We start from the raw sequence: 17,722 nt of genomic DNA on the forward strand, positions 1-17,722 counted from the left end.
CTAGTCTGCGGACATCTGCTACGCCGCCAACCGCCATTCAAACAAGAGCCGGCCATGACTGATCTGTCCCCGCTTCCGGATCCTGCAAGCGCTGCCGTTGCGACGCTGGACGGGCGTTTTTTTCGCCCGCCGTTGCCCGACGGCCATGTGTCGCGACCGCGTCTGTGTGAGCGCCTGAGTGCGGGGCTTGCGGGGCGCCTGTTGCTGGTCTGTGCGCCGGCAGGCTTCGGCAAGAGCTCGCTGGCGGTGGAGTTCTGTCAGAGCCTGCCAGCGCACTGGCGAAGCCTCTGGTTGGGCCTGAGCCCGCGGGATAACGATCCGGGACGTTTTCTCGAGCGCTTGCTGGAAGGACTGCAGGACTACTTTCCGAATCTGGGCAGTCGCGCGCTGGGCCTGTTGAAGATGCGCCAGCGCCATCAGCCGTTTGCCTTCGAAGAATGGCTCGACGGCTTGCTCGATGAGCTGGCGCTGCAACTGCAGCCAACGGCGCCACTGCTGCTGGTGCTCGATGATTACCATCTCGCCCAAGGCCCGGTGCTCGACCGCTGCCTGCAGTTTTTCCTCAATCACTTGCCCGATGGCTTGCTGGTCATGGTCACCAGTCGGCAGCGTCCGGACTGGCATCTGGCGCGCCTGCGCCTGTCGCGACAACTGCTGGAACTGCACGAGCAGGATCTGCGTCTGACCCATGACGAAGCACTGACCCTGCTTGATCGACACAGCAGTTCATTGCGCGGTGAAGCCCTGGAAAATCTGATCCAGCGCAGCGAAGGCTGGGTGGCCGGGCTGCGTTTCTGGTTGCTGGCGGCATCTGAAGCCGGCAGCGAGGCCGCCTTACCGCAAGCGCTGAACGGCGGGGAGGGGCTGATTCGCGACTATCTGCTGGAGGAAGTCATCGATTGCCTGCCCGCCGAGGTACAGGCATTTCTCTACGACACCGCGCCTCAGGAACGCTTCTGCAGCGAGCTGTGCGACGCGGTGCGTGAAGCCCACGACAGCGCCGAAATCCTGCGGTTTCTGCTGGCGCATCAGGTGTTCCTGGTACCACTGGACGAGCACGGTCACTGGTATCGCTATCACCATTTGTTTTCCGATCTGCTGCGCAGCCGGCCCGTGACCCAGACGCTGGTGCCGGCGGCGACCCTGCATCTGCGCGCCTGCCGCTGGTTCAATGCTCAAGGGCTGCTCGACGAAGCGGTGGAGCAAGCCTTGCGCGCCGGCCACCTGGATGTGGCGGCGAATCTGGTGCAGAACCTGTCCGAGGAACAACTGCTGGCCGAGCAGAACGTGGGCATGCTGCTGCGCTGGAAGATGGACTTGCCCGACAGCCTGCTGATCAGCACGCCACGCTTGATCGTGCTGTACAGCTGGGCGCTGGGGCTGGCCTGTCAGTTGGATGCCGCTGAAGAGCTGGCCAGTCATTTGAGTCGCTTCCTGCCGGCGCCTTCGGCCTCTGCGCAGAAGTCGATGCTTGCACAATGGCTGGCGCTCAGCGGGATCATCGCCCGGGGCCGTGGCCAGCGTGAACTGACTCACCGCTATTGCAGCGAAGCGCTGGAAAGTCTGCCGGTAAAACGTTACGGGCAACGTCTGATGTGCCTGTCGACCTTGTCCAATCTGGCGATCGCCGACGGCGACCTGTGGCGCGCCCGGGGCCTGAACCGCGAATCCCTCGAGCTGGCGCAGCGGGTTGGCAATCCGTTGTTCGAAGCCTTGGCGCATTACGACCGGGCACGGGTACTGCAGTCGCGCGGGGAAATATTGCGCGCGCTGGATGAGGTGCATCAGGGCCTGGAACGGTTGCGGGGACTGTCCCCGCAACGTCTGTATGCGGTACGTGCGCGGCTGACGCTGTACGAAGGTTTTCTGTTGTCCATGCGCTTGCAACCCCAGCAGGCCCGGGCGCGGTTGCTGAGCGGTGTGGCGGAAGCGCGGGCCTGTCGCGATATCAGTGTGTTGATCGGACATTGCGTGATCGCCCGTCTGGACGGCAGCTCAGGTGAGTTTGCCAAGGCCTTTGCCGAACTCGCCGAAGCCGAGCGCCTGATGCACATCTGGGACGTCCCGCCGATCTACTATCTGGCAATGATCACCCTGGTCAAATGCGAACTGTGGCTGGCGCAGGGCCGAACCGATCTGGCCGAGGCCTGGCTGGCGCGTCTTGGTCAGACCTACACCGGCGAGCGTGCAGCGGCGCCGCCGGAGTTTCATCCACAGTTGCCATTGCATGTGGAGCTGCAACAGGCGTTGCTCGACATGACGCGATGCCAGCCAATGCTTGCTGAAGCGCGGCTGGACGTGCTGCACGAAAACGGCCAGCAAACCGGCCGGCAGTTACTCAGTGTGATGGCGTTGACGCAGAAGATTGCATTGCTGCTGGCGGGCGGGCGCGAGCCGGAAGCACGCAAGACATTGAGTCAGGCGCTGGAGCTCGCGGCTGGTGGCGTGTTGCAGCCATTCGATGGATTGGCCAAGGAGCACTCGGACTGGTTGCGTGCACAACTTGTGGCTTCGACCGGACTGGCAGGCCGGCAGTTGCTTGAGCTTTTGCCCCCGCCGGCTGCCCGGCAGATGCTGGAGTCCACCGTCACCGAACAGCTCAGCAGTCGCGAACTGGCGGTACTGCGCTTGATCGCTCAGGGGTGTTCGAACCAGGAAATCAGCGAACAGTTGTTCATTTCGCTGCACACCGTCAAAACTCACGCCAGCCACATCAACAGCAAACTGGGGGTTGAGCGGCGGACTCAGGCAGTGGCGCGCGCCAAAGAGCTGGGCTTGCTGGCCTAGCGGAAAAAAAACACCCCGCCTTGGCGGGGTGTTTTCATTTTTCAGCTTTGTTTCAGACAGCAATGGGATCAGACGATGACGTCGTTCGCACTGAGCGAGCTGACACCCACCACTTGCACTTCGAAGTGACCCCCAGCGTCTGCGCTCAGGTTGCCCGACAGGACGTTATCTGCAAACCGCAGTTGCCCCAGTCCGGTAAATTCATTGGAGCCAATGAACGTCAAGTGTTGGTAGCCGAGGGTTATCGGGTCAATGTCGAATTTGGAGAAATCGATCTTGTCTCCTTCCAGTGCGTTGAAATCGGCAATGACATTTTGCGAAGAGCCTTTGCCGAATTCAATTCCGAGATTGATCATATTAGTGATGGCAAAGGTGTCAGCCCCGCTGCCACCCGTCAATGTGCTGTGTCCCCATCCACCGTATAGTGTGTCGTTACCGTCCCCACCGAACAGTTTATCGGTTCCGCCATTGCCGCCGAGTACGTTGTTGCCGGCGTTACCCGTCAGAATGTTGTCGAGGTTGTTGCCCCACATTGTCAGGTCTGCGCTGCCGAGCAGGGTGCCGTCCTCGACGTTATCCGAAAGGTTGTAGTCGACCGAAGTACGGATCAGGTCGTGGCCGCCATTCTGGAACTCGAAGACGAGGTCATTGACGTTATCCACAATAAAGATATCGTCGCCGCCCTCGCCAATCATGCGATCAGCGCCGAGGCCGCCCGCCAGGATGTTGTTGCCCTCGTTGCCGTGCAAGACGTTATCCAGGGCGTTGCCGGTCATGTTCAGGTCGGCATTGCCAATCATCTGGCCGTCTTCGACGTTGTCCGCCAGTGTGTAGTCAATACTGGTGTTGACGGTGTCGATACCTTCGTTGGCGAGTTCAATCACCACATCGTTGATGTTGTCCACGGTGTAGGCGTCGTGGCCATCGCCGCCGATCATAGTGTCCGCACCGAGTCCGCCGTCGATGTAGTTGGTTGCGGAGTTGCCCCTGATCACGTTGTTCAAGGCATTGCCAGTCAGTGTCGAGGAATCATTGCCGAGCATCGTCAAGTCTTCGACGTTGGCCGAAAGGGTGTAGCTGATACTGGTTCTGATCAGATCATGGCCTTCGCCCACCTGCTCGGTCACCACATCCTGATAGTTGTCCACGATGTAGATGTCATTACCGGCGCCACCGATCATGGTGTCGATGCCGGCACCACCATCGAGGATGTTGTTGCCGGTGTTGCCGACCAGAACGTTGTTCTTTTCGCTGCCCGTGCCATTGAGATTATCGACACCTGCAAGGGTAAGGTTCTCAATGGAGGCATCGAGGGTGTAGTCGATGGACGAGATCACCAGATCGACGTCGTTTGGCATGGCGCCCATGTCGAAGACGAAGTCGAAGATATCGTCGACATAGTATGTGTCGGAGCCGGCCCCCCCTCTCATCAAGTCGCTACCCAGGCCGCCGTCGAGGATGTCGTTGCCAGCGCCTCCTTCGAGGGAGTTATTGCCGCTGTTGCCTATGAGAATGTTGTCCAGGCTGTTGCCGATACCTTTGAGATCGTCGGTGCCGGTCAGCACCAGGTTTTCCAGATTGGCACCCAGTGTCCAGTTGATCGACGAACGAACGGTATCGATCTCGTCGGCCAGGGTGCTGGTTTCGCTGATGGTGTCGCCGACGTTGTCGACCACATAAGTGTCGTTGCCCAGGCCACCCATCAGGGTATCGGCGCCCAGACCGCCGTCGAGGTAGTTGTCGCCAGCGTTGCCGGTCATGCGGTTGGCGACGTCGCTGCCGATCCCGCGCAGGTTGGCATTGCCGACAAACAGCAGGTTCTCGACGTTGTTGCCCAAGGTGTAATCGATAGAGGAGAACACCCGATCGTAGGCGGTTGGCGAAGCATCGGTTTCGATGATCACGTCGCCAACGTTGTCGACGTAGTAGGTATCGACGCCGGCGCCACCGATCATGATATCGGCGCCGAGGCCGCCATCGATCGTGTCGTCACCAGCACCTCCGTCGAGGATGTTATTGCCGCTGTTGCCGGTGAGCATGTTATTCAAGCTGTTGCCGGTGCCATTGAGATTAGCGGTACCCGCCAGGTACAGGTTTTCCAGGTTGGCGCCCAGCGTCCAGTTGACCGATGACCAGACGGTATCGATTTCGCTGGCCAGGGTGCTGGTTTCGCTGATGGTGTCGCCGACGTTGTCGACCACATAAGTGTCGTTGCCCAGGCCACCCATCAGGGTGTCGGCGCCCAGACCGCCGTCNATTGTTGCCCAGGGTGTAATCGATGGAGGAGAACACCCGGTCGTAGGCGGTTGGCGAGCTGTCGGTTTCGATGATCACATCGCCGACGTTGTCGACGTAGTAAGTATCGACGCCGGCGCCACCGATCATGGTATCGGCGCCGAGGCCGCCATTGAGGGTGTTGTCGCCATCGTTGCCGCTCAGGACGTTGTTAAGGTCGTTGCCCTGCAGGTTCAGTGCGGCAGTACCCAGCAGGATGGCGTCCTCGATGTTGGCGCTCAGTGCATAACTCACTGAGGACCGCACGACATCGTAACCTTCGTTGGCCTGCTCAACGATCTTGTCGCTGGCGTCGTCGACGATGTAGGTATCGTTGCCCTGACCCCCGATTAAAGTATCTGCGCCCATGCCGCCATCAAGAACGTTATTGCCAGCGTTGCCCGTGATGCGGTTGTCACTGTAGTTGCCGGTGCCGTTGAGGTTGGCTGAGCCCATGAGCACCAGCGTCTCGACGTTTGCAGTCAGGGTGTAGTCGATGGAGGTATACACCTCGTCGTAGTCGAAGAAGCCGTTTTCAACCACGAGATCGCCGACATTGTCGACCATATAAATATCGTTGCCTTGTCCTCCGACCATTTTGTCGGCGCCCAGGCCACCATCGAGAACATTATTGGCGTCATTACCGGTCAGAACGTTGTTCAGCTCATTGCCGTTGAGGTTGAGCGCCGCACTACCCAGCAGCAATCCTTCCTCGATATTGGCCGCCAGGGTGTAATTGACCGACGAGCGAACCACATCATTGCCTTCGTTCGCCAATTCGATCAGCGTATCTTCCAGACTGTTGATGACATAGGTGTCGTTGCCTGTGCCACCGATCAGCGTGTCCGCTCCGGCACCGCCATCAAGCATGTCGTTGCCGGCGCCGCCCTGCAGGGTGTTGGCGAAGCTATTGCCGACCAGATAGTTGTCCTGGCTGTTACCCAGCACATCAAAGGCACCCGCGCCGTTGATCGTGACGTTTTCGAAGTTGTTCAGCGTGCTGCTGTTCAAATCGATAAGCGTGTTGACCTGCACGCCATAGTTAAGAATCAGGGTGTCGCTACCCTGATTGGCGTTTTCTTTTGCCAGTTCAAGCTCACCCACTTGATCAATGATGTAGGCGTCGTTGCCTGCGCCACCGATCATGGTATCCAGCCCGCCCTGGCCGTCGAGTACGTTGTTGCTTTCGTTGCCGGTCAGGACGTTGTTCTGGCTGTTACCGACTGCGTTGATATTGCCGCTGCCCGCCAGTTCGAGATTTTCCAGGTTCGCGCCCAGTGTCCAGCTCACCGAGGCCCGTACAGTGTCGATCTCACTTGCTACGGTGCTGGTTTCGAGGATGACATCATCGAGGTTGTCGACGACATAGGTATCGTTACCTGCTCCACCGATCAGGGTGTCAGCACCGCCGTAACCGTCGAGAATGTTATTGCCGGCGTTACCGGTGATCACGTTGTTCGAGTCGTTGCCGTAGCCATTGATGTTGGCGTTGGTCTGAAGCGTGAGGTTCTCCACGTTTTCATAGCCATACAGGCTGTAGCTGGTCGTGGCAAAGACCGAATCGATTTCGCTCGCCGATGTTCCTGTTTCGTAGACCCGGTCATCCCGGTTGTCGACGTAGTAGGTATCGTTACCGGCACCGCCATACATCCAGTCCACACCCGTGCCGCCATTGAGGACGTTGTCCAGGCTGTTGCCGCGCAAGATGTCGTTGTAGTTCGAGCCAATCGCATTTTCGATCTTGGCGCCATAGGCAATGCCCAGTCCGCTTTGGAATACGCTCCCGCCGATGACGTTGGGCAATCCGATTTTGCTGTAGGTGCCCTCATTGAGGTTGATGTCGACCTGGTCCGCCTGCGAGCTCGCATCGATCGTATCGTTGCCGCCAGCATCCCAGATGGTTTCGAAAACGGGCTCGTAAGCTTTCCAGGAGTAGACGTTATCACCGGTTTGCCAATTCATATTGGCGCCGTAAAGCGCCTGGATGGCGAGGATATCCAGCACCATCGGAGTCATCGGTTGATATGAATAGCTATTGTTGTAGCTCATGACCGTGAACTGGACGTCGTCCAATGCCGGATTGAGAATCGTCGGGTTCGAGCCACTGGCAGAAAACGGGTGCTTGAGGCCCAGAGCATGACCGATCTCGTGGATGTAGGTCATGTAGTCGTAGGTACCCTTGATCGGGTAGTCAGTCGTCGGTTCGCCGATCCAGACATCACCGCCGTTGGGAGTATTGGAGGGCGTATACGCCCAGGCAGCAGCCTCGTTGCCCATCAGCCCATAACCACCGAACCGCAAGTCGCCGACATTGGAGATATCGTCGGAGGTCTGTGTGAAGGTGATGTTTGCCACAGCGCTCCAGGTGGCCAGCGCGCTGATGATGCCGTTTTTCTGATAGCCAGACAGCGAGTAGATGGACTTGTATTCGTTGTCGGCGCTGTAGTTGGTCGGGAAGTACGAAGTGTTAGGCTCGATAAAGCTGTAAGTCAGCTTGGTCGGGCCGTCGAAAGGCCAATTGACGCCCGCCCAATAAGAACCTGAAAGCAAACTGTCGAGCGCATTTATGCCAGTCAGTTTGGAAGTGAGACTTAAAGTGATACCGGATGGACTAGGCATACATTTTTCCTGAGTGCGCTGCGGCCCTTCCCGAATGCGACCGCTACAAATGCGCGATTTTGCATCAGAAATTATACAAGTGACATCACTTGGCCATTATTTTTGATGAGTGGCGTCCAATATTCGCCTTCGGTCATTATGTCGACGAGTGCAGTAGAATTTTGAGTCGACATATTCGTCTGGCGTACTCACTCGCTTAACCGATTCAGGATCTTTCATGACTGTTCCCAGCCCTGCGCTCATCCGCGAAACCTTTCCCGTCGGCCCGCTCCAGTGCAACTGCACGATCATCGGCGACCCGATCACTAAAAAAGCCATCGTCGTTGACCCGGGCGGCAATCCTGACCTGATCATGGCGCGCCTTGATGCCCATGGTCTGCAAGTCGTCAGCATCATCCACACCCACGCGCACCTCGATCACTTCCTCGCTTCCGGGCAGATGAAAGAGAAAACCGGCGCAACCTTGCATCTGCACAAGGAAGACCAGTTCCTGTGGGACAACCTTGAGATGCAATGCCAGATGTTTGGTGTGCCGTACACTCCGGTGCCGTCGCCGGATCGCTGGTTGAGCGACGATGAAGAACTGGCTTGCGGCTGTGGTGTCGCGCTGCATACGCCGGGACATACGCCCGGTTCCATGAGCTTTTGGTTTTCCGAGGCTAAGCTGTTGATTGCCGGCGACACGTTGTTTCGTCGCGGGGTAGGGCGCACGGATTTGTGGGGCGGCGATCAGGCGACCATCGTGCGATCGATCAAGCAGCGGCTGTACACGCTCGACGAAGACGCCATCGTGGTTGCCGGGCATGGTCCGGACACGCGTCTCGGAGATGAAATGCGCGAAAACCCGTTCGTGCGCGCCTAAACATTTTGTCACGAGTGTGCGGCGGAATTTTTCGGCATTGTCATGATCCAACGCCCGCGCAGGTCTATTGCCTAGGGCCGCTGCCACACAAAATGCAAAAACCAGGAGCTCTTCATGTTCACCACGCCTCGTTTGATTATTGTTGCTACCGCTGTGGCCATGTTGGCCGGTTGCGCCTCGCCCAACCCGTATGACAATCAGGGGCAGGCCGACGGTGGCTCGCAAGGCATGAGCAAAACTGCCAAATACGGTGGCCTCGGCGCTCTGGCCGGTGCATTGGCAGGTGCCGCCATCGACCACAACAACCGTGGCAAGGGCGCCTTGATCGGCGCGGCGGTGGTCGGTGCTTCGGCCGCCGGTTACGGTTACTACGCCGACCAGCAAGAGAAAAAGCTGCGCGCCAGCATGGCCAATACCGGGGTTGAAGTGCAGCGCCAAGGCGATCAGATCAAACTGATCATGCCGGGCAACATCACCTTCGCCACCGATTCGGCGAACATCGCACCGAGCTTTTACCAGCCGCTGAACAACCTGGCGAACTCGTTGAAAGAGTTCAACCAGAACCAGATCGAAATCGTCGGCTACACCGACAGCACCGGCAGCCGCCAGCACAACATGGACCTGTCCCAGCGTCGTGCGCAGAGCGTGGCCACTTACCTGACCTCGCAAGGTGTCAGCGGTGCCAACCTGTCGGCCCGTGGCGCCGGCCCGGATAACCCGATTGCCAGCAACGGTGACGTCAATGGCCGCGCGCAGAACCGCCGCGTCGAGGTCAACCTGAAGGCGATTCCGGGTCAGCAGTATGGTGGTCAGCAGCAACAGCCGGGTACGGTTCAGCAGTATCCGTAAGTGAATGCTTGAGTGAAGAAATGCCCGGTCTTGTGACCGGGCATTTTTTTGCGGGTTGCCCGTGCTGGCCCTTTCGCGAGCAAGCCCGCTCCCACAGGGATGGGTGTTGTTCACAGAATCTGCGTTCACCACATGACCCTGTGGGAGCGGGCTTGCTCGCGAAGGGGCCGGACCAATCACCCTCAAATCATCAGATACAAAAAAAGCCCCCGGACAACCGAATTGTCCGGGGGCTTTTTGCTTGCAGCGAAGACTGATTACTTCTTCAGGCCATAATGCTCATCGAGCATGCCAGGCGAGTTCGGGGCTTTCGGTGCGTAGTCGCGTGGCGGCTCCTGATCGCGCGGCGGCGTCAGGCGTTCGCGCGGTGCCTGCGCGGCATCGGCGTGCAAAGCGGCGATCAGACGTTGACGGGTCTGCTCGTCCAGGGCCAGGCGGTTGGCGCCCTCGGCGAGATGATCCTGCACTTCCTGATAGCTCTGGGTCAGCTTCTTGACCAGCATCGCGGTGCTGTTGAAGTGGGTGACCACCTCGTTTTGATAGCTGTCGAAACGCTCCTGGATATCATCCAGTTGACGCTGCGTGCGGCTCGGCGCGGCATTCGGTGCGACGCGAGCGATCAGGAATCCAATGGCGACACCCACAACCAGGGCAAGAGTCGGTAACAACCAAACTAAGAGCGAGTGTTCCACGAGTCCTTCCTCTATAAACGGCTTTGCTTTACGTTAACGGCTCGAACCTGCGCTGTATACCGCGATTCACTCGCAATAGATTGGCACAGACAATTTGCTAGACGAGTCGACCCGATTCGAGGTCACGGAGTTCCTTCCTTGCTGATGCGTGAAACCCCTGTAGTGATTGATGGCCCAGTCGGCCAAATCGAAGCGCTGTACCTCGATAACGAGCAGCCAATCGGCATCGCGCTGATCTGCCATCCGAACCCGGTGCAGGGCGGCACCATGCTCAACAAGGTCGTCTCGACCCTGCAGCGCACTGCGCGCGACGCCGGCCTGATTACTTTGCGCTTCAACTATCGCGGCGTCGGTGCCAGCGAAGGCTCCCACGATATGGGCAGCGGTGAAGTCGACGACGCCCAGGCCGCTGCCGCCTGGCTGCGGGAAAAACACCCGGATCTGCCGCTGACCCTGTTCGGTTTCTCCTTCGGCGGATTTGTTGCAGCAAGTCTCGGCGGTCGTCTCGAAGCCCAAGGCGTGCAGCTCAAGCAGCTGTTCATGGTCGCGCCGGCGGTGATGCGCCTGGGCGATCAGGATCAACTGCCACAGCACGGCGAGCTGACCGTGATCCAGCCGGAAACCGACGAAGTGATCGATCCACAATTGGTCTACGACTGGTCGGAACAACTCCAGCGCCCCCATGAGCTGCTGAAAGTGGCAGAATGCGGACACTTTTTTCATGGCAAGCTGACCGATCTCAAGGATCTGATCCTGCCGCGTCTCTCGAATTGATTGCAGTCTGACAAGCGATTACCCATGACGAACCGTACCCGTATCCTCACCGGCATCACCACCACCGGCACGCCGCACCTGGGCAACTACGCCGGCGCCATCCGCCCGGCGATCCTCGCCAGCCGCGACAGCAATGCCGACTCGTTCTACTTCCTGGCCGACTACCACGCTCTGATCAAATGCGATGACCCGCTGCGCATCCAGCGCTCGCGTCTGGAAATCGCCGCGACCTGGCTGGCCGGTGGCCTGGATGTCGACCGTGTGACCTTCTATCGCCAGTCCGACATTCCGGAAATTCCCGAGCTGACCTGGCTGCTGACCTGCGTCGCCGCCAAGGGCCTGCTCAACCGTGCGCACGCCTACAAGGCCTCGGTGGACAAGAACGTCGAGAGCGGTGAAGACCCGGATGCCGGGATCACCATGGGCCTCTACAGCTACCCGGTGCTGATGGCGGCGGACATTCTGATGTTCAACGCGCACAAGGTGCCGGTCGGTCGTGACCAGATCCAGCACGTGGAAATGGCCCGCGACATCGGCCAGCGCTTCAACCACCTGTTCGGCCAGGGCAAAGAGTTCTTCACCATGCCTGAAGCGCTGATCGAGGAAAGCGTGGCGACGTTGCCAGGCCTCGACGGTCGCAAGATGTCGAAGAGCTACGACAACACCATCCCGCTGTTCTCGAGCGCCAAAGAGATGAAGGACGCGATCTCGCGGATCGTCACCGACTCCAAAGCGCCGGGCGAAGCCAAAGATCCGGACAACTCGCACCTGTTCACCCTGTTCCAGGCGTTCGCCACACCGGCGCAGGCTGACGAATTCCGCAGTGAACTGCTCGGCGGTCTGGGTTGGGGTGAGGCGAAAAATCGTCTGTTCCAGTTGCTCGACAATGAACTGGGCGAGTCCCGCGAACGCTATCACCAACTGATCGAGCGTCCGGCGGATCTGGAAGACATCCTGCAACACGGCGCGAAAAAGGCCCGTGCGGTGGCGACGCCGTTCCTCAACGAACTGCGTGAAGCGGTCGGCCTGCGTTCGTTCGTCAATCAGGTGCAAGTCGCGGCGACCACCAAGAAGAAAGCCGCGAAAGCTGCACGTTTCGTCAGCTTCCGTGAAGACGACGGCAGCTTCCGTTTCCGCCTGCTGGCGGCCGATGGCGAGCAACTGCTGCTGTCGCGCAACTTTGCCGACGGCAAAACAGCCGGCCAGGTGACCAAGCAACTGCAAACCGGTCAGGCGCTGGACATCCGCAATCAAGACCTGAGCTTCAGCGTGTGGCTGGAAGGTGATTGCGTTGGCGACAGCCCGGCGTTCGCTGATGCTGCTGCGCGGGACGCCGCGATCGAAGCTTTGCGCGTAGCGCTGACCCCGGTTCAGGACTAAACAACGGTGCGGCCCGACCAAGGGCTGATTGCCATTCCCACGGGCCGTCGCTACAGTGACGGCCCGTTTTTGTTGCCTTGCTAACGAATTATGACGCCCCTAGAACGATACCAAGCTGATCTGAAACGCCCGGACTTCTTCCATGACGCCGCGCAGGAAACTGCTGTGCGTCATCTGCAGCGCCTGTACGACGATCTGATCGCGGCCGAGCAGAACAAGCCGGGTTTGCTGGGCAAGCTGTTTGGCAAGAAGGATCAGACGCCGGTCAAGGGCCTGTACTTCTGGGGCGGCGTGGGGCGCGGCAAGACTTACCTGGTCGACACTTTCTTTGAAGCGCTGCCGTTCAAGGAAAAGACCCGCACTCACTTCCACCGCTTCATGAAGCGCGTGCACGAAGAGATGAAAACCCTCGGCGGCGAGAAAAACCCGCTGACCATCATCGCCAAGCGCTTTGCGACCGAGTCGCGAGTGATCTGCTTCGATGAATTCTTCGTCTCGGACATCACCGACGCGATGATCCTCGGCACGCTGATGGAAGAGCTGTTCAAGAACGGCGTGACCCTGGTCGCGACCTCGAACATCGTTCCGGACGGCCTGTACAAGGACGGCCTGCAGCGCGCGCGTTTCTTGCCGGCCATTGCGCTGATCAAGCAGAACACCGAAATCGTCAACGTCGACAGTGGTGTTGACTACCGTCTGCGTCACCTCGAGCAAGCGGAACTGTTCCACTATCCGCTGGACGAAGCGGCCCACGAAAGCCTGCGCAAGAGCTTCAAGGCCCTGACGCCGGAATGCACGGCGGCGGTGGAAAACGATGTGCTGATCATCGAGAACCGCGAAATCCGTGCCCTGCGCACCTGTGACGACGTGGCCTGGTTTGACTTCCGCGAACTGTGCGACGGCCCGCGCAGCCAGAACGACTACATCGAGCTGGGCAAGATCTTCCACGCGGTGCTGCTCAGTGGCGTCGAGCAGATGAGCGTCACCACCGACGACATCGCCCGACGCTTCATCAACATGGTCGACGAATTCTACGACCGTAACGTCAAGCTGATCATTTCTGCCGAAGTCGAGCTGAAAGACCTGTACACCGGCGGGCGCCTGACGTTCGAATTTCAGCGTACGCTGAGCCGTTTGCTGGAGATGCAATCACACGAATTCCTTTCGCGGGCGCACAAGCCTTAAGTGGATTCAGCACAAAAAAGGGGCCTGCGATTGCAGGCCCTTTTTTTGTGCTGAAGAAAATCTCTAATGCACTGCAATCCCTGTGGGAGCTGGCTTGCCAGCGATAGCGGTATGTCAGAGAAATAGATATCACCTGACACGACGCCATCGCTGGCAAGCCAGCTCCCACAGGTTTTGTATTTGCTCAGGGGCCTACGCAGCCTGCTGAAACTGCTGCCGATACTGGTTCGGCGACAACTCGGTGTGCTGGCGGAACAGCCGCGCAAAGAAGCTCGCATCGTCGTAGCCGACCTCATAACTGATGGTCTTGATGCTCTTGCGGCTGCCCGACAACAGACCTTTGGCAGTCTCGATGCGCAGGCGTTGCAGGTAGTGCAGCGGCTTGTCGCCAGTCGCGGTCTGGAAGCGGCGCATGAAGTTGCGGATGCTCATGCCGTGCTCGCGGGCCACGTCTTCGAAGCGGAACTTGTCGGCGAAATGCTCTTCAAGCCAGTGCTGGATCTGCAGGATGATCACGTCCTGGTGCAGCTTCTGTCCGCCGAAACCGATACGTCCCGGCGAATAACTGCGCTGCACTTCATACAGAATGTCGCGGGCCACGGCTTGCGCCACATTGGCGCCGCAGAAGCGTTCGATCAGGTAGATATACAGGTCGCAGGCCGAAGTGGTGCCGCCGGCGCAATAAAGGTTATCGGCGTCGGTCAGGTGCTTGTCCTGATTGAGGTACACCTTGGGAAAGCGCTCGGCAAAGGCATTGAAGAAGCGCCAGTAAGTGGTCGCTTCCTTACCGTTGAGCAGCCCGGCCTCGGCCAGCCAGAATACCCCGGTGGCTTCGCCGCAGAGCACGGCGCCACGGGCGTGCTGCTCGCGCAGCCACGGCAGGATCTGTGGATAACGGCTGCACAGCGTATCGAAATCGTCCCAGAACGCCGGGAGGATGATGACGTCGGCGTTTTCCAGGCCGCCGTCCACCGGCATCATCACGTCACTGAAACTGTTCACTGGTTTGCCGTCGGGGCTGACCAGCCGGGTTTCGAACGCCGGTGTCAGGCCGTGACCCAGTTGCTTACCGTAACGCAGGCTGGCCAGATGGAAAAAATCCTTGGCCTGCATGAGAGTGGATGCGAAAACCCGGTCGATTGCCAGGATGCTGACGCGCCGCAAGGGCGTGGAGACTTGCTTGGACATAATTCAACTTTTGTTTTGTTTTTATAAGGGAAAGTGGTCACCAGACGGCTGGATCGTCTTATTTTTTGTCGGATGTGTCCAGTGTCCTGTGTCGGAGGTGAGGCTTAGTCTCTGAAGGCCATATTCCTCCAACAACAATGAAAGGTGCCGCATGATCCCCAGAACCTTGTTCAGCTCCGAGCACGAATTGTTCCGCGACAGCGTACGAACCTTCCTCGAAAAAGAGGCCGTGCCGTTCCATGCGCAATGGGAGAAACAAGGCCACATCGACCGCAAACTGTGGAATAAGGCGGGGGAGGCGGGGATGCTCTGCTCGCACCTTCCGGAAGAGTACGGCGGCCTGGGCGCGGACTTTCTGTACAGCGCAGTGGTAATCGAAGAGGTCGGTCGTCTGGGTCTGACCGGGATCGGTTTCTCGTTGCATTCGGACATCGTTGCGCCATACATCCTGCATTACGGCAGTGAAGCGCTGAAGCAAAAATACCTGCCGAAACTGGTCTCGGGCGAGATGGTCAGCGCGATTGCGATGACCGAGCCGGGTGCCGGTTCCGACCTGCAAGGGGTCAAGACCACCGCCGTGCTGGACGGCGACGAGTACGTGATCAACGGCTCCAAGACCTTCATCACCAACGGCTTTCTCGCTGATTTGGTGATCGTGGTCGCCAAAACCGATCCCAAGGCCGGCGCCAAAGGCACCAGCCTGTTTGTGGTAGAGGCGAATACGCCGGGCTTCGAGAAGGGCAAACGCCTGGAGAAGGTCGGAATGAAGGCTCAGGACACGTCGGAATTGTTCTTCCAGGACGTACGCGTGCCGAAAGAAAACCTGTTGGGGCAGGCCGGGGCAGGGTTCGCTTATTTGATGCAGGAATTGCCACAGGAGCGACTGACGGTAGCGATCGGTGGTCTGGCCTCAGCCGAAGCTGCGCTGAAATGGACGCTGGATTACACCCGTGATCGCAAGGCGTTCGGCAAGGCGATCGCCGATTTCCAGAACACCCGCTTCAAACTGGCGGAGATGGCTACCGAGATTCAGATCGGCCGAGTATTTGTCGACAAGTGCCTGGAACTGCATCTGCAGGGCAAGCTCGATGTGCCGACAGCTGCGATGGCCAAATACTGGGGCACGGACCTGCAATGCAAGGTGCTCGACGAGTGCGTGCAGTTGCATGGCGGCTACGGCTTCATGTGGGAGTACCCGGTGGCCCGGGCGTGGGCGGATGCACGGGTGCAGCGGATCTATGCCGGTACCAATGAAATCATGAAGGAGATCATTGCGCGGTCGCTGTGAGTTCTGCAGTGAATTGACGGGCCCCTTCGCGAGCAGGCTCGCTCCCACAAGGATCACGCTGTACCTGTGGGAGCGAGCCTGCTCGCGAAGCTTTTAACGGCCGATCAAGGCGCCGGGTTCGGATGATCCTTGTGGATCGCCTCAATCCCCGCCAGCACCTCATCGGAAAGCTTCAGATCAAAACTGGCAATGTTGCTGTCCAGTTGCTCCAGCGTCGTGGCGCCAATGATGTTGCTGGTGACGAACGGTTGCTGGGTGACGAATGCAAGGGCCATCTGCGCCGGATCAAGACCGTGTTCACGGGCCAGGGCCACGTAACGGCTGCAGGCCGCTTGCGATTGCGCGTTGAAATAGCGGCTAAAGCGGCTGTAGAGGCTCAGGCGACCTTTCGGCGGACGCGCGCCGCCTTCGTACTTGCCGGACAGGAAACCGAATGCCAGCGGCGAGTAGGCGAGCAGGCCGCACTGTTCGCGGATGGCGATTTCCGCCAGGCCGATTTCAAAGCTGCGGTTGAGCAGGTTGTACGGATTCTGGATCGACACCGCGCGCGGCCAGCCCCGGGCTTCGGCCAGGGCAAGGAAGCGCATGGTGCCCCACGGCGTCTCGTTGGACAGGCCGATGTGGCGGATCTTGCCGGCCTTCACTTGCTCATCGAGGGCTTCGAGGGTGTCCTCGAGCGGCGTCAGGTTGGCTTCGATCTTGTGTTTGTAGCCCAGTTGTCCGAAAAAGTTGGTGCTGCGCTCCGGCCAGTGCAACTGGTAGAGGTCGATGTAATCGGTCTGCAGGCGCTTGAGGCTGGCATCCACCGCTTCAGTGATGTGCTGGCGGTTGTGGCGCAGGTTTTTGTCGCGGATGTAGTCGATGGTGTTGCCCGGGCCGGCGATCTTGCTGGCGAGGATCCAGTCGGCACGATCACCACGGCTTTTGAAATAATTGCCGATGTAGCGCTCGGTGGTGGCGTAGGTTTCGGCTTTCGGCGGCACCGGGTACATCTCGGCGGTGTCGATGAAATTGATCCCGGCTTCCTTGGCCCGCTCGATCTGGGCGAAGGCTTCAGCTTCAGTGTTTTGCTCGCCCCAGGTCATGGTGCCGAGGCAGATTGCACTCACGTTCAGGTCGGTACGGCCTAGCTGGCGATAGTCCATCGGGTGCTCCTTGGGCAAAACAAGCATAAAAGCAGGTTGAAATTTTTTTCGCAATCTGCATAATTGCCGACCTCTTTCTGCAGTGGAAGTGATGCGCCGCCGCCGAAGAATCTTGCCGTTGAACGGACGCGCCGACCCGAGCCCCCGAAAGCGTCTGTATCCGGCTGCCTTTGACTTGTCAAAGTACGCACTATTCAGTAAGATCCGCCGTCTTATTTACAGGCGGCCCCTGAGGCTATAAAGAATGAAAACTTTTACTGCTAAACCGGAAACAGTAAAGCGCGACTGGTTTGTCGTCGACGCTGCTGGTCAGACCCTGGGTCGTCTGGCCACCGAAATCGCGAGCCGTCTGCGTGGCAAGCACAAGCCTGAGTACACTCCTCACGTTGACACCGGCGACTACATCGTCGTAATCAACGCCGAGCAGATCCGTGTAACCGGCGCTAAAACCACTGACAAAATGTACTACTCCCACTCCGGTTTCCCGGGCGGCATCAAGTCGATCAACTTTGAAAAGCTGATCGCCAAGGCCCCTGAGCGCGTGATCGAGACCGCGGTTAAAGGCATGCTGCCTAAGAACCCGCTGGGTCGTGACATGTACCGTAAGCTGAAAGTCTATGCGGGCGCTGCACACCCTCATACTGCTCAGCAGCCCCAAGAACTGAAGATTTAACGGAAT

Annotated in this window: 13 protein-coding genes; 8 read left to right on the forward strand and 5 right to left on the reverse strand. The window is 58.9% G+C overall.

Features of this window, described 5'->3' with window-relative positions:
- Positions 1–54: 54 nt before the first annotated feature.
- Positions 55–2,787, forward strand: coding sequence for a LuxR C-terminal-related transcriptional regulator (locus tag B1722_RS04775; protein WP_041072393.1), 2,733 nt, complete (start codon positions 55–57; stop codon positions 2,785–2,787).
- 68 nt (positions 2,788–2,855) lie between these two features.
- Here the strand turns inward: B1722_RS04775 and B1722_RS29740 are convergent, their stop codons facing one another.
- On the reverse strand, positions 2,856–4,826 hold the full coding sequence (locus tag B1722_RS29740; protein ID WP_256578839.1) for a hypothetical protein: 1,971 nt from the start codon (positions 4,824–4,826) through the stop codon (positions 2,856–2,858).
- 31 nt (positions 4,827–4,857) lie between these two features.
- Positions 4,858–7,680: a M10 family metallopeptidase gene (locus B1722_RS29745; protein ID WP_256578838.1), complete on the reverse strand. Its 2,823-nt coding sequence runs from the start codon at positions 7,678–7,680 to the stop codon at positions 4,858–4,860.
- A 217-nt stretch (positions 7,681–7,897) separates the two neighbouring features.
- Here B1722_RS29745 and B1722_RS04785 point away from each other — a divergent pair, with 217 nt between their 5' ends.
- Positions 7,898–8,542 (forward strand): MBL fold metallo-hydrolase, encoded by a 645-nt coding sequence (locus tag B1722_RS04785; protein WP_041074845.1) that lies wholly within the window; start codon positions 7,898–7,900, stop codon positions 8,540–8,542.
- 114 nt (positions 8,543–8,656) lie between these two features.
- Positions 8,657–9,391, forward strand: coding sequence for an OmpA family protein (locus B1722_RS04790; protein WP_007961595.1), 735 nt, complete (start codon positions 8,657–8,659; stop codon positions 9,389–9,391).
- A gap of 257 nt (positions 9,392–9,648) precedes the next feature.
- On the opposite strand, the gene B1722_RS04795 is transcribed toward B1722_RS04790, so the two are convergent.
- Positions 9,649–10,083, reverse strand: a complete 435-nt coding sequence (locus B1722_RS04795; RefSeq protein ID WP_007961596.1) for a YhcB family protein — start codon at positions 10,081–10,083, stop codon at positions 9,649–9,651.
- A gap of 144 nt (positions 10,084–10,227) precedes the next feature.
- Here B1722_RS04795 and B1722_RS04800 point away from each other — a divergent pair, with 144 nt between their 5' ends.
- The 3 genes from B1722_RS04800 (at position 10,228) to zapE (ending at position 13,422) form a co-directional block, all read left to right on the forward strand.
- A complete protein-coding gene (locus B1722_RS04800; RefSeq protein WP_041074847.1) occupies positions 10,228–10,857 on the forward strand; it encodes an alpha/beta hydrolase in 630 nt (209 codons plus the stop codon).
- Positions 10,858–10,881: 24 nt separating this feature from the next.
- A complete protein-coding gene (locus B1722_RS04805; RefSeq protein WP_041074843.1) occupies positions 10,882–12,237 on the forward strand; it encodes a tryptophan--tRNA ligase in 1,356 nt (451 codons plus the stop codon).
- Positions 12,238–12,327: 90 nt separating this feature from the next.
- Entirely contained in the window at positions 12,328–13,422 is a 1,095-nt protein-coding gene (zapE, locus tag B1722_RS04810; protein WP_041074841.1) for a cell division protein ZapE, read from the forward strand.
- A 192-nt stretch (positions 13,423–13,614) separates the two neighbouring features.
- Here zapE and B1722_RS04820 read toward each other — a convergent pair whose 3' ends face one another.
- On the reverse strand, positions 13,615–14,511 hold the full coding sequence (locus B1722_RS04820) for a GlxA family transcriptional regulator (RefSeq protein ID WP_174376918.1): 897 nt from the start codon (positions 14,509–14,511) through the stop codon (positions 13,615–13,617).
- 250 nt (positions 14,512–14,761) lie between these two features.
- Here B1722_RS04820 and B1722_RS04825 point away from each other — a divergent pair, with 250 nt between their 5' ends.
- A complete protein-coding gene (locus tag B1722_RS04825; RefSeq protein WP_007961611.1) occupies positions 14,762–15,898 on the forward strand; it encodes an acyl-CoA dehydrogenase family protein in 1,137 nt (378 codons plus the stop codon).
- Positions 15,899–16,002: 104 nt separating this feature from the next.
- Here B1722_RS04825 and B1722_RS04830 read toward each other — a convergent pair whose 3' ends face one another.
- The gene (locus B1722_RS04830) at positions 16,003–17,043 is read right to left on the reverse strand and encodes an NADP(H)-dependent aldo-keto reductase (protein WP_086791629.1); all 1,041 of its coding nucleotides are present in this window, start codon (positions 17,041–17,043) and stop codon (positions 16,003–16,005) included.
- Positions 17,044–17,287: 244 nt separating this feature from the next.
- Here B1722_RS04830 and rplM point away from each other — a divergent pair, with 244 nt between their 5' ends.
- Positions 17,288–17,716, forward strand: coding sequence for a 50S ribosomal protein L13 (gene rplM / locus B1722_RS04835; protein ID WP_003228062.1), 429 nt, complete (start codon positions 17,288–17,290; stop codon positions 17,714–17,716).
- Positions 17,717–17,722 lie beyond the last annotated feature (6 nt).

Origin of the sequence: Pseudomonas sp. SCPG-7, assembly GCF_002156405.1 — a bacterium.
Taxonomy (GTDB): Bacteria; Pseudomonadota; Gammaproteobacteria; order Pseudomonadales; family Pseudomonadaceae; genus Aquipseudomonas; species Aquipseudomonas parakoreensis.

What these genes read in the sequence shown, in the direction of transcription:
- B1722_RS04775 (WP_041072393.1), top strand. Translation starts at nt 55, where the DNA reads ATGACTGATCTGTCCCCGCTTCCGGATCCTGCAAGCGCTGCCGTTGCG.
- B1722_RS29740 (WP_256578839.1), bottom strand. Translation starts at nt 4,826, where the DNA reads ATGCTCACCGGCAACAGCGGCAATAACATCCTCGACGGAGGTGCTGGT.
- B1722_RS04785 (WP_041074845.1), top strand. Translation starts at nt 7,898, where the DNA reads ATGACTGTTCCCAGCCCTGCGCTCATCCGCGAAACCTTTCCCGTCGGC.
- B1722_RS04790 (WP_007961595.1), top strand. Translation starts at nt 8,657, where the DNA reads ATGTTCACCACGCCTCGTTTGATTATTGTTGCTACCGCTGTGGCCATG.
- B1722_RS04800 (WP_041074847.1), top strand. Translation starts at nt 10,228, where the DNA reads ATGCGTGAAACCCCTGTAGTGATTGATGGCCCAGTCGGCCAAATCGAA.
- B1722_RS04805 (WP_041074843.1), top strand. Translation starts at nt 10,882, where the DNA reads ATGACGAACCGTACCCGTATCCTCACCGGCATCACCACCACCGGCACG.
- zapE (WP_041074841.1), top strand. Translation starts at nt 12,328, where the DNA reads ATGACGCCCCTAGAACGATACCAAGCTGATCTGAAACGCCCGGACTTC.
- B1722_RS04825 (WP_007961611.1), top strand. Translation starts at nt 14,762, where the DNA reads ATGATCCCCAGAACCTTGTTCAGCTCCGAGCACGAATTGTTCCGCGAC.
- B1722_RS04830 (WP_086791629.1), bottom strand. Translation starts at nt 17,043, where the DNA reads ATGGACTATCGCCAGCTAGGCCGTACCGACCTGAACGTGAGTGCAATC.
- rplM (WP_003228062.1), top strand. Translation starts at nt 17,288, where the DNA reads ATGAAAACTTTTACTGCTAAACCGGAAACAGTAAAGCGCGACTGGTTT.